Annotated in this window: 10 protein-coding genes; 5 read left to right on the top strand and 5 right to left on the bottom strand. The window is 40.5% G+C overall.

Translation table 11 applies throughout. The annotated features are described in order from the left end of the window. Positions 1-219: 219 nt before the first annotated feature. The 4 genes from H6G05_RS23040 (at position 220) to H6G05_RS23055 (ending at position 4,048) form a co-directional block, all read left to right on the top strand. Positions 220-1,830: an eCIS core domain-containing protein gene (locus tag H6G05_RS23040; RefSeq protein ID WP_190581970.1), complete on the top strand. Its 1,611-nt coding sequence runs from the start codon at positions 220-222 to the stop codon at positions 1,828-1,830. 60 nt (positions 1,831-1,890) lie between these two features. Then, entirely contained in the window at positions 1,891-2,253 is a 363-nt protein-coding gene (locus H6G05_RS23045) for a hypothetical protein (protein WP_190581972.1), read from the top strand. A 100-nt stretch (positions 2,254-2,353) separates the two neighbouring features. Then, positions 2,354-3,760, top strand: a complete 1,407-nt coding sequence (locus tag H6G05_RS23050) for an alkaline phosphatase family protein (RefSeq protein ID WP_190581979.1) — start codon at positions 2,354-2,356, stop codon at positions 3,758-3,760. Between the two features lie 87 nt (positions 3,761-3,847). After that, a complete protein-coding gene (locus tag H6G05_RS23055) occupies positions 3,848-4,048 on the top strand; it encodes a hypothetical protein (protein ID WP_190581981.1) in 201 nt (66 codons plus the stop codon). Between the two features lie 137 nt (positions 4,049-4,185). Here H6G05_RS23055 and H6G05_RS23060 read toward each other — a convergent pair whose 3' ends face one another. From H6G05_RS23060 to H6G05_RS23075, 4 genes are all read right to left on the bottom strand, one after another. Beyond that, positions 4,186-4,938, bottom strand: a complete 753-nt coding sequence (locus tag H6G05_RS23060) for a hypothetical protein (protein ID WP_190581983.1) — start codon at positions 4,936-4,938, stop codon at positions 4,186-4,188. A gap of 9 nt (positions 4,939-4,947) precedes the next feature. Next, positions 4,948-5,793, bottom strand: a complete 846-nt coding sequence (locus H6G05_RS23065; protein WP_190581985.1) for a hypothetical protein — start codon at positions 5,791-5,793, stop codon at positions 4,948-4,950. A gap of 475 nt (positions 5,794-6,268) precedes the next feature. Continuing rightward, a complete protein-coding gene (locus H6G05_RS23070) occupies positions 6,269-9,502 on the bottom strand; it encodes a COR domain-containing protein (RefSeq protein WP_190581987.1) in 3,234 nt (1,077 codons plus the stop codon). 359 nt (positions 9,503-9,861) lie between these two features. Further along, positions 9,862-10,431 carry a Uma2 family endonuclease gene (locus tag H6G05_RS23075; RefSeq protein ID WP_190581989.1) on the bottom strand — a complete coding sequence of 190 codons (570 nt, stop codon included), beginning with the start codon at positions 10,429-10,431 and terminating at the stop codon, positions 9,862-9,864. Positions 10,432-10,580: 149 nt separating this feature from the next. Between H6G05_RS23075 and H6G05_RS23080 the strand changes: the two genes are divergently transcribed. Next, entirely contained in the window at positions 10,581-11,378 is a 798-nt protein-coding gene (locus H6G05_RS23080) for a class I SAM-dependent methyltransferase (protein ID WP_190581991.1), read from the top strand. A 50-nt stretch (positions 11,379-11,428) separates the two neighbouring features. Here the strand turns inward: H6G05_RS23080 and H6G05_RS23085 are convergent, their stop codons facing one another. Then, positions 11,429-12,250 (bottom strand): hypothetical protein, encoded by an 822-nt coding sequence (locus H6G05_RS23085; protein WP_190581993.1) that lies wholly within the window; start codon positions 12,248-12,250, stop codon positions 11,429-11,431. Positions 12,251-12,282 lie beyond the last annotated feature (32 nt).

A 12,282-nucleotide genomic window follows, 5' to 3' on the forward strand; every position in this document is an offset into this window, starting at 1 on the left:
TTTTGCCTCGTCTGTTAGGTCTTTTAGGTTGGGTAGTTCCTTCATTTCTTTAATTTATCAGCTTTTGCCTTTTTGTCAATTTTCCTACGTTGAGCAATTACAAGAAATTCATCAGAAAACCTATTAGATAAATTAATTTCCTCATCAAATTCAGAACAATCTACTAAACTAATTCAACGCAAACCCTATACAAGACTTGCGGCAGTTCGTGCTCAGAGAATGAGTACAGCGATCCAAGCTAAGCTCAACATTGGAGCACCAAACGACAAATATGAAAAAGAGGCAGATGCCACAGCCACAAAAGTCGTTAAGCAAATTAATGCACCATCACAGGAAAAATCTGTCCAAAGACAGGAATCGATAGAAGATGAAGATCAACTTCAGATGAAGTCTGAAATCTCTACAATCCAAAGGCAAGAGTCTATGGAGGAAGAGAATGAAGAATTACAAATGAAGTCGCTCGTCCAAAGACGTGGTGGAAATATTGCTGTTGGTGATGCTTCTCAAGATCTTGAATCCTCTATTCAAAACGTAAGGGGAAGCGGACAGCCTTTAGATCCCAATCTGCAAACAAAAATGGAGCAGGTGATGGGATCTGATTTTAGTGGGGTGAAGATTCATACTGATGCTCAGTCAGATCAATTAAATCAATCAATTCAAGCGAAGGCTTTTACTACTGGTCAAGATGTTTTCTTCCGTCAAGGGGCTTACAACCCCAAGAGTAAAGAAGGTCAAGAGTTGATTGCTCACGAACTCACTCATGTTGTTCAGCAAGATAGTAATCAATCAATCCAAAGGAAAATTGACTTTAAGCCTGAAAAACTATCAGGTATGGTATCCACAAAAGCCAAAATTGCTTCAACCTTTACAGAAGAGGGCTTGAGTACCTTACAAAGAATTAAGTTGGTTTTAAAGGAATATTGGAAAATCAATGATCCAAAAATTGAAGCAAATATGCTTAATTTTTTGAAGACACAGGCGGAACTTTGGTTAGCACAGCACAAATATACAAAAACGAAGAAAGGTCGCCAGAAAACGGCTCTTATTGACGAGTTGCTACAGTCGGTAATCGCTGAACAGGCATCAATAGCGAGAGCCGAAAACTATAATCAGGATCTTAAGGACAATAAGTTTCAGTTTCTAACGCCAGGCTCAAAAGATTACAGAGCTACGGACGATCAATCCCAGCATCCAGCCGCTGATCTTGCGAAAAAATACGGACTACTAGAAGGGGAGATGAGAGCGATTCGGATGTATGCAGGTAATGAGTATATTTACATAAACCCGATCATTGCTGACAATGAGGCTTGGCTAAATAATCAACTTTCTAAGTATTTAGACATGCATAGTGATTCTGATACTAATGAAATGCCTGAGAAGTTTAGGGATAAAAATACATTTGATCAATTTAGTAATGATGAGCAGGCACGCTTTAAGGAAGAAGCGCATATGCACGCAGATGTGGCTGTCTCAGGTTTAAAGAAATTACCAAATATCGTGAAGGAATGTTTTAGAGGATTGGGATTGTCGGAGTCAGAATTTAGGGCGCAATATGAAGACAAGGTGGGGCAAACTATTAATTTCCCCAGCTTTTCAAGTACATCAAGGGATATACGTACTGCGAAGGGATTTGCAGAAGCTAACTCTAGGGCACAGGGAAGAGTGGGGATTTTATTAAAAATGAATGTTAAGTTTGGCAAGGATATTAATAAGATTTCTGGTGCGGGCGAATCTGAGGTTTTGCTTTTACCTAATGCCCAGTTTAAGATTGATGCCATTGAGGACTCTGCTAATGGCTATAAGGAGGTTGTGTTGACTCAAGTGGCTTAGGTTTTAATCGCTGATCTTCCCATTTCTATGAATATACGTAAACCATAATCATTACTAGCTATGACTTTAGATATTATTAGCAATACTTTCAAAGAATATTTTGCACCATTCGGAAATATAGAGTTACCTAATCCTATTCCTCCCAAGGGAAACATTAATCAAGGGAGAACGGGATGGCAAATCACCTATGTATTAAATGCAGATGATCATCATCAGGTTTGTCTTGATTTTTTGGCAAGTCATCCTGAAGCGGGTATGACCCATGTCAGGATTGATAGCGATGGGAAATATAGTTATTTGGATACCTATCGTGAAAGTTATACCTTTGATCCAAATATTGAAGGCGATAAGGAAAGAGCAGAAAAAGAATTTTTAGAGTATAATCGTAAAATTGGTGCTGAATTGAAAGCTAGGGGGTTTTAAGTATTTTACGTTACTACTTTTTAGCTAGTGGCGTAAAGATTAGGGGCGGAGATGATCGCGCTACAATGGTCAACATGGTGAATCCATTCTGAAAATACCCATGGCAAATTCTTCGTTTCCCAATGTGACCGCCATTGCTGAAAACGCCTTGCTCGAAAGACAATCGCTACCGCCTGAATTGTTGGAAGCAGAAACGGTCCGTCCTAGCTATGATGGCTTGGGACTGGCGAATGTGCCTGCCTTAGCGATGCATTGGTTGGGGATCGATAAGATGCCAGCTTCCATCGCTACGTTGCCGCCATTCAATCCATCGCTGTTGGAGAATCCAGCCGTGACCGAGGCGTGGGAGGCTTGGCAACAGCAGGATGAGATCAACCATGTGGTTCTATTGATCATGGATGCCTTTGGTTACGATCAACTCCAAACGGTAATGGCAGACGGTGATGCCCCTGGTCTAGCGATCGCCTGCGGGAGTCCCCAAGCTTTTTTCATCCCTGCGACTTCGGTTTTTCCCAGCACCACCGCCACTGCTCTCACCAGCGCCGCCACTGCCCACGCTCCAGCCCAACATGGCATCATGGGGACAAGAGCCTATGTCCGAGAAGTGGGAAGTATTGTCAATTTTCTACGGTGGACACCAAGCTTATCCCCGACATCGACCCCCTATCCAGATTCACAACTTAATCCAGACACGTTTGTCCCCGTCCCGAATTTATATTTGACCTTGGAGGATGCTGGGGTGGACGTGGGGATTGTCAACTGGCGCAACTTTCGAGGAACTAGCGTCAGTCGATTCACTACGGGCGGTGCACAAGCGGGTAAAAAAGGGTATGTTGATTATCTGACGGCGAGCGATGGATTTGTTCATCTTCGCAATCGACTGCTCAACCTTCAAGAGAAAAGCCTTCAAGAGAAACCCAAGAGTTTTACACACATCTATATTCCGAATTTAGACAGTGCTGCCCATCGGTATGGTCCTCTCAGTGATTGTTACCGAGCCGAGGTCGCAACGTTAGATTTTGCCTTGAAGCGGGAGTTGTTCGAGCCATTGCGAGGGCGATCGGACATTGTGTTATTACTGGTCGCTGATCATGGACAACGGATGATTGATCCAGATAAAGTGCTGTGGTTGAATCACCATCCTGAGTTAACGAAATGTCTGTGTGCTACCGCAACGGGTGAGTCGCAAGCTCGATTTTTGCATGTTAGATCGGGACAAGAAGAATCAGCGATCGCCTATATTCAGACTCATTTGAGAGATCGGTTTTTAGCAATTCCCAAAGATAAAGCAATTCATCTTGGATTATTTGGGTTACCCGAACAGCCACCTACTGAGGAAATGGGCGATCGCATAGGAGATTTGATTTTAATTCCCCAAAATGGCTGGTCTTGTTTTCAGCATGTGGGAGAGACGAAACCAGAGGATTGTCAAACGACGCTCATAGGTATTCATGGCGGTGTGACCCGTGCTGAAATGCTGATTCCGTTCTTAGCCTATCGATTTTAAATTGCTTACAAGTTCTATCCATTCCGTGCTGTTATTGCTGATTAGACCGCTAAAGATGAGCATTACAGCAAGAGTGCTTATTTATTCGTGCGATCGCATGTCCAAAAATTGAAGGAGATCGCTACCAGTGTATTTAAACGCGATCACCTAATAATTTTTTTTGCATCGGAACACATCCTGAAAGCGATCGCCAATAAATTCTCCGAACTCAATAGCGAAATGAACCCATTTTTGCTTACTAAACCTTGGCTAGAAATAGACAGCGTTGCTCAACCTCCTGTTCATTAATATTTGAATTGTAGTTCAAGTGCAGCACAAAAGCTGTTGAGGCTATTTAACAAGGAATTGTAGTAGGGATAAGCATCATCGCGTTCGTTCTGAAGATGAGTATACAAATGCTAGTTCTGGTTCTGATGCTAGAGGTACTATGCTCTAGATTCGCCTGACTCGCTCTCAGTTTTCTGCTTCCAGAACTGCATGGATTTAGTGATCTCTTCCAGAGTTTTGATGGGTATACCTTCTTTAAAAGAATAGACTTGGTTGAGTTCTAGCGGTTCTTTTTTCTGCACCAGTAGCCCTTCGATTCCTTCGCCATATTTACAGTTGATGTTGCCTGTGATAGAGCAAGACCCAACTGACAAGTTGACAATTTTTCCACTTTGAATACCAATTTCACCTGCCTTGACGACAATTTCCAAATTAATCGGAAACTTGAACTCTTCTAGTTCGATTGTTTTACCCAAAACGTCTACGACAGGCTTAAACGAAGGTTCATACTCTGCTTTGATGGTTTGCTCTAACATTAACACAACCTTGAAAAGCTTTTCTGGTGGGTATTTTTCCTCATCTAGGTACTCTTGCAGAGCCTTGTATTTACTCCACGCTTCCGCCAAGATATCTTTGGGAATATCGATCGCAATGAGTTCATCTAGCTTTTTTAAGACGAATAGAAAGACCGTTTCGTAAAACTCGTTGTTAAAGGTGTCAGGGAGGATTTTGACCGTTTTAGCCTCTTGTTGAAGACTAGTTTTGACCTGTTTAAATGTTTCATTGTTGGACACGGTTGATAGGGTCGCTCGGAAAAAGTTTGCAATCGTTGGACGAGCAGATGCTTGGTCATGGTCAGCAACGGACTGCATAGTAGATGTCTCGGTAGTGGGCTGTTGTGTAGTATCCATGGTAAGTACTTATCGGGTAGCGTTTTGTTTAGAATCTGTCTCACTCAAAACCATTAGTTCACTTACGGCAAGTTTAGTCGTAAGTTGAATACTAACGTTGGGCATAGAGCTAAAAAGTGGTACTGAGTTAGTCACCAACTGTTTCCCTTCGGGTTTAAATGGTTGGAATCGGATGTGACTTTCTGAAATGGATGTATCCAAAGGCTGGTCTCGAATCACCGCTTGCTCACTAATTCGCATGTGGGGTGTAGTTTTCAAGTACACATTCACCTTGGGGGGCAGCCTCTTGGGGCGCAGCCCTCGATAAACTAACACGCCACCGATACCTACTACCCCTACTGCTACTAATATCCACCAAGACGATGTTTGTGGAGATGTTGCTTCTGGAGTCTGCGTTGGAGTCTGCGTTGGAGTGGGCTTTAGAGTTGGAGTTGGAGTTTGTGTTGGAGTTGGTGTTGGTGTTGGAGTTGGTGTTGGTGTTTGTGTTGGTGTTTGTGTTGGTGTTTGTGTTGGTGTCGTCTCTGGAGTTGGAGTTGGTGTTGGTGTCGTCTCTGGAGTTGGTGTTGGTGTCGTCTCTGGAGTTGGTGTTGGTGTCGTCTCTGGTGTTGGTGTTGGTGTCGTCTCTGGGTCTGGAGTTGTCTCTGGGTCTGGAGTTTCCTCTGGGTCTGGAGTTTCCTCTGGGTCTGGAGTTGGCTCTGGAGTTGGAGTTGGCTCTGTAGTGAGGTCTGGGGATGAAACCTGAGCTAAAAGGTCATGTGTATCAGCCCTGACTGTTACCTGAGCTACAATTATTGGCTCTAGACAGATTGCTAAACAGAAACCTATCGCTACCCTAGCAATTTTTTGTCTAGACATAAAGTTTCTTACTGCACTACTCTATCTATGCATTCTGTAGAATACTATAAAGGATGAAGATTAATATAGATTTGACGAGCGTATAAGATCAGTCAATCAGCTTAACTTAGCCACTCTAGTTCGTCTATCAATTAAACACTAAAATCTCTACTATTGTCCGCTCCAATGAAGTGTTACGCCCCGATCGCTTAATAATTATTTGTCTTTGCGGCGAGACGCATCCTGAAAGCGAGCATCAATAACTTCTCGTAACTCATCAACAAAGCAAAGTATTTTGGATCGCCTAAATCTTGGATTCATACAGATGTCTTTTTCGGATTCATCGGTTTGATATAATGTTCTCAGTCATGTTCAACAGATAACCTATGCTTCCCGCTCGTTTTCTTTCGTCCTCTGCACAGGGGTGGAAACTAGGGTGTCCCATTTGGGTAAGTAAGGGGAATGTAGGGCAAAAAATATTAAAAATCTTTACATTTTAGGAAATTTCATCAAAATGCTTATGGTGGTAAGGGCAAAGCCACAAGTAATGACCTTCAGGGGTAAATTTCTTTTTCAATCCTTGCCAAGTATTGCTGGGATCTAAGCTCTTAAGAAGTTTATGCATCTCTCTAAGTTGTGCACCGTCAACTTTAGATGGGTTGTTGTATGAAATATCAACTGTAACTTTCGAGTCTACAGCCAACTTTTCTACTTGTTCCATAGTTAATTCCATATGTTCAAGACATTTAGCCATTAGTTCTGATGGCTTTTCTAACGGGCTAATAGGAATAAGAGGAGCATACTTCATTACTTGAATCATGGCATTAATGTAAGGAAATACTGTGATAAGCCATTGTTTTGGTTGTTTGATAATGTATGGCTGATACTCTTCATCACCTTCAATTGGAAAAGTCGCGGGGTGAAGATGTTTAGGACATTGACAAAACAAGTGTAACTCTAGTGAGTTGTTGAGACAATCGCTAGAATTTTCTATTCCCTTAAAGAGAAAAGTACTTGGACAGTGAGAGTCTTCCCTAGACTGTAACTCTCTAAATTGGATTGCAAAATTTCGATGCAAAAGTTCAAAATGATCGACAAATCCCTCCAAAAGAAGCTTAACTTTCCTAAGCTCAGTATTTTGCGTTTCTACTTGTTTAGTTACTACATCCTCTATATTTTGGTGCATTCGGCGTATGAGAATTTCCAGCCTTCCAAAACTCTCATAACTGCTCTCAGAAATTGTTATATCATCAGGAAGCAATTGATTGATAGCACTTAGTTTTTCGTCAATCTTATTGATTACCTCAACTGTAGAACCTCCAATACCGAAAAGTAATTGGTTGATTTGGACATCAGAAAAACAGGATTGACATGTAAGTGTTTCTCGCCCGCGAAGAAGCGCATTTTCAAGATTTGAATAAAGATATTTTCCTTGACAGGGAGAGCTTTCATTTTCTTCAGGGCAAGGAACAAAGCTGTCCACTTTCATACCTGGGTAGCGACCAAACGTATACTCAAGACCATCTTTAAGAATGGACATAAAGTTATGAGGGCTGCTGCCAAGTACTGTAAGGCGAATAAGTTTTTCCTGCTCAAAAGTTTCAACTAAGGCATAGTTCTTTCCGTCTTTATCGGCAAATATTGCCCCTCGCCGCCAATGGATTCCTTGTGAAAAACGATGCGTCCTTGCGATAAACCAAGTTGGAATACCTGGTTGCATCGAACTTAATTTGTATTCGAGTTCAATCTTTCCTAAATCTTTGCGTTCAAGAAGTTGTCGCCAACTCGAATAACCTTCTGGTCGATCAGGGCTAAGTCGCTCAACAACTATAGCTCTATTAATAGAATCATTAGGAATACGATAGGCTAAATCGTATTGTTCCATTAGTTCTAGAAATAGCTCTTGGGTTTGTTTATCTATATCATACCACTGCTTAGAAATTTCCTCTTGAGTCAACATACCTCCTCTATCAATAACTGTGTCGGCTGTGAGAATCTTACTGATATATTCGCTAATCCATTGTGGCTTCAAAATAATAAGATCCTTGAGGATAGGCGATTCAGGATACTGGAGCAATTCACCTAAATCATTTAAATATTTTGCAAGAATTTCTGATGTTTCTTTGTCAAGACCAAATTCATGAAATATTTGTCTAAATTTTTGCCGACTAATTACTTTTTCAGGATTTGTACGTAGTGCGACTATTACATCATCCCATTTTGCCGGCCATGGTTTTCCCATTAGCGGTAATTTCGAGGCTAAGTCCTGTACATGCTCCCTTAGAGCATCAATACCTCGTTTATCAAGGTTACTAATCTCAAAGAATAATGTGATCTGAGGGTACTTTTCTTTCAAGTAATCCAAGGGGATTTGATCTCTTCTTTGATCTAAATGAGTTGAGACTAAGATGATAGGAGCATTTGGAGCATTAGCAGTAATCATATCTAACCAGTAGTAAGGCCTGCCCTGATTAAATTCTGTCCTTGCATTCCAAACAAATAAAAATATTGAGTTGTCTGTTAGAAAAAATTGGTGTGTTGCGTGATAAATCTGCTGTCCACCAAAATCCCAAATATTTAGGTGCATCTCAATGGACGAATCACTAGGATGCGGAAGTTCAATAGTCTCTATCCTTATTCCATGGGTAGTATCTTCAGTAGAATTATAAGCTTCTTTTTTAAGAGCTTTTACAAGGGATGTTTTGCCAACGCCACCCTCCCCAACAATCATCAATTTTGATGTCCAAAGTCTATGGTCGTAGCCTTCGATGTTTTGGCTATCAATTTCACGCAGAAATAGTTGAATTGCCAAACCACCTTGCTCTACTACTGCTTTGGGAGGCGTTTCTATTGGGTTCTCATAAACTTCGATAACATTTAATTTGGACAGGCGACTGATTTCTGCTGGCAGACACTTAATTTTATTTTTTGATACTTGTAATTCCTCTAGTTTAGATAGTCGAGAAATACTTAAAGGTAATTCAGATATTTCATTTTCATTTAAGAGAAGTCTTTCTAATGAAAGGAGGCTTGTCAGGCTTGGAGATAGTAAGTGGATTTTGTTAGATGATAGGTTTAAAAATTCTACATTGGGAGCATCAAAAACGAATTGGGGGATATCTCTCAACGAATTGTGATCAAGAAGAATGCGCTTAAGTGAATGCAAGGATGAGAAATTCGTTGTTAAACTTCTAATCCCATTATGGCTTAGGATCAAGGACTCAAGTAAAGGATTATTTTCAATCCACAAATCTGTAACCTTATTACCACGTAAGTTAACTTCTCTCAGTTCACCTTGCGTAGAGCTTGAGTAGTAAAAGCTTGTGATTTCGTTGTCTTCTAAGTCTAAATATAAAAGCTTGTCCAATATTGACCAATCACGTAAATCAATACTTCTTATATTATTTTGACGAAGAATTATTTTCTTTAGATTTGGTGGCAAGCTTGACGGTTTTGGAAAAGCAGAAAAATCGTTTCCAGAAAGATTAAGAATTTCAAGATTCAACAGGTTTTCAAGACCTTCAGAAATTTGGTTTAGTTTGTTATTAGAAAGATCAAGAGCTTGGATTTGGTGTAAGGTATTCATCTCCTGTGGTATCGAAGTAAGCTCATAACCTGATAAAGAAAGGCTAGATTTTCCACATCTTCTAGTAAAATAAATGAGATCTGATACAATTTTTTTCGGTTTTTCCTTTTGTTGTTTACCAAAAGTTTTAAACAATGATCTCATAACAAGTACCTGAAAAAAAGTAGAAGAAGATGGCACTTAAACTATAAACTTTTGACTTCACAGAGCTTGATGGCTAACTAGTAGTTATACTGAAAGTCTTTGTGTAGTTACATTGATTATATTGACTATACAGAAAGCTTCTGGATAACACAACTATTTTGCATACTATACAGAATTTTTCTGGTTGAAATCTCATGACTAGGTGAGTTATACAGAATTTTTCTGGGTAACACGACATAACAAAAGTAAAAATGACTTCTAGCCCGATCTCACTACACAATCCGCATAAACTCAAAACGAAGCTAAACATTCCTGCATTGCTTGCGCCATAGTTTCGCGATCGCAGCTATAGCCAACCATTAACAATTTTGTAAAACTTGAGCAACCGTTAACTGAATGGGAAATAGCGGCGAAGCGATCGCTTGCTCACCTTCATAAACTCTCTCTTCATAAAATCCTTCCACCCATTCCAATACCGTCACCTTTTGCGCGATCGCATCGACAATCCAATATTCAGCAATACCTCTCGCCGCATACTCTGTGCGCTTATAACGATAATCTCGACTTGCTTGATTAGGGCTGACCACCTCAACTACTAACAATGGTGGTGGCATATCTAGCAATATCAGCGATCGGGTTGCTCCTTGCATTGCGATCGCTAATTCTTCAGAATAAACCATCAAATCAGGGACTCGTACATTTACTTGTTGACTATGCACCGCTATTTCAGCCTTTATTCTGAGGCGATTTGCGGGAATACCTATTTGAGAAAAATAGATTAATAAGAATACAGCAATTATTTGATTGATGTCACTTTCCGAAGACACAGGAATTAGTTCTCCATTTTCTAACTCATATAAAGCATCAGTCCCGTCGTTATATTTGAGGAAATCCTCAAAGGTCATTTTTTTGGTAGTTGCAACAGTCATTGTTATTTCTCCAATGGTTTTGCTTAGATTAATTATCACCGATCGCATCGATAGTTGTAGCGTTCAAAATGGTATGTTGATGAGCCTGACTATTTTTGGCTTTTAAATGCAAGTAACCTTCCAGACTGCTCCTTCACACATAGTGATTTATGTTTGAGCATAATCATCAAGTTTATACAGCTCGTGAGATTGTTCAACACTATAGCCAGTTATGCCAACTACAACCTGCTGAACAAACCATTCTCGATCTCCTACGCGACGAATGGGCGGGTATGAAAATGCTGGATATTGGTGTGGGGGGAGGACGTACTACTCAACATTTTTCTGGAATTGTTCAAGAATATGTGGGGATTGACTATTCTCAAGAGATGATTACGGCTTGCCAGAAACATTTTCCACCGTTTTCTCCATCATCTTCTCAGTCAAGAGTGTTTGCAGTGAGCGATGCTAGAGATATGAGTCAGTTTGCAGATAATTCTTTCGACTTTATTTTATTTAGCTTTAATGGACTTGATGCTCTTTCCCATTTAGATCGATTACAGGTATTGCAAGAAGTCAGCCGAATTGGGAAGTCGGGAGGCTACTTCTTTTTCTCAAGCCATAGTTTACAAGGGCTAGAACAAGAATTTAACTGGCGAAAACAGATCAGCTTAAATCCTCTAACTACCTATGTTAACTTGGTCATGTGGGGGATTCTGCGCTTCTTTAATCGTTCCATTTCCCCGAAGCAGATCAAATCTTCTAACCATGAAATTATTCAAGATGAATCGCACAACTTCCGCTTAAAGCAGTATTACATCAGACCACAAGAGCAACTCAATCAATTAAAAGCAGATTTTGGCAATGTCACAATGTATTCTTGGAAAAGTGGTTTAGAACTCACAACACCACAAGAGTTAAGCGACAACATTGATATGTGGCTTTATTATCTCTGTAAGATTAAATGAAGCTTCTAAAATGAGCTTTGTCCACAAAGCTCATTTTAGACCTACCAGTTTTATTTGCTTTCTTTAGCCTTTTTTACTTCCGCAGGGATAATGCTGGTAACGTTATAAATGTTCTGTTTATTGTCCACTAGTTCCGTTAAATCACTGCTTAGCGCGATCGCTTCAGGTTTGCCGACATCCTCAAACATAGCACTACAATTCCAATTCGTCATCAATACCAAATCATCACTATCCAAACTCTTCAACAAGAGCACTGACTGCGGAATCGGCTGATTTTCCAGAATAGAGGGAACCATCTCTTCCATGCTAGTCAGAACCTGCGATCGCAGTTCAGGACTTTTTGGAGTTAATTGAGTCAATCGGACAACGGCTTCTTTACCACGAAGGGCTGGGGTCGCTCCTGCGATCGCCGTCTGAGCATTGACAACTTCAAATATGAGAGTTTGACTAGGAGCAGGAGGTGCAGCTAAGCCCTCAGCACTTTTGGACTTACTAAAGTCAGCGGCTAAAGGTGGGACATAAGCCTGATAGCTAGGTAGATCTTGCCATTGAGAGAGCGCAACTATTTGTTTACCATCTTGACTTTGGAGCAGAGAAAATCCTTTAAACCCCGTAGCTTTTTTCATGAGCTTATTGCTGACTTTCAAAGACTTCACAAGAGTTTTTTGCGTTGAATAGGAAGTTTCATAGATAGCTGCAACCTCAACTGGGTTACTCGCAGTATCAAAGACTAGAGAAGCCATGAATTTACCAGCTTGAACTGGACTGTCAAAGGTTAGAAGAATGGGACAGCTCAGTAGACAAAAAATTAGTGAGGCTCTTAAAAATACTCTTAAATAAGCGATCGCCAGCTTAAGCATAAAATCTCTCAAAAACGCTCCTATTAGCAAGATCTTATACCAAA

This window comes from Phormidium tenue FACHB-1050, assembly GCF_014696925.1.
Lineage (GTDB): Bacteria > Cyanobacteriota > Cyanobacteriia > Pseudanabaenales > Pseudanabaenaceae > Pseudanabaena.

Excerpts from the sequence above, each read along its gene's own strand:
- H6G05_RS23040 (WP_190581970.1), top strand. The coding sequence starts at position 220 with ATGAGTACAGCGATCCAAGCTAAGCTCAACATTGGAGCACCAAACGAC.
- H6G05_RS23045 (WP_190581972.1), top strand. The coding sequence starts at position 1,891 with ATGACTTTAGATATTATTAGCAATACTTTCAAAGAATATTTTGCACCA.
- H6G05_RS23050 (WP_190581979.1), top strand. The coding sequence starts at position 2,354 with ATGGCAAATTCTTCGTTTCCCAATGTGACCGCCATTGCTGAAAACGCC.
- H6G05_RS23060 (WP_190581983.1), bottom strand. The coding sequence starts at position 4,938 with ATGGATACTACACAACAGCCCACTACCGAGACATCTACTATGCAGTCC.
- H6G05_RS23065 (WP_190581985.1), bottom strand. The coding sequence starts at position 5,793 with ATGTCTAGACAAAAAATTGCTAGGGTAGCGATAGGTTTCTGTTTAGCA.
- H6G05_RS23070 (WP_190581987.1), bottom strand. The coding sequence starts at position 9,502 with ATGAGATCATTGTTTAAAACTTTTGGTAAACAACAAAAGGAAAAACCG.
- H6G05_RS23075 (WP_190581989.1), bottom strand. The coding sequence starts at position 10,431 with ATGACTGTTGCAACTACCAAAAAAATGACCTTTGAGGATTTCCTCAAA.
- H6G05_RS23080 (WP_190581991.1), top strand. The coding sequence starts at position 10,581 with ATGTTTGAGCATAATCATCAAGTTTATACAGCTCGTGAGATTGTTCAA.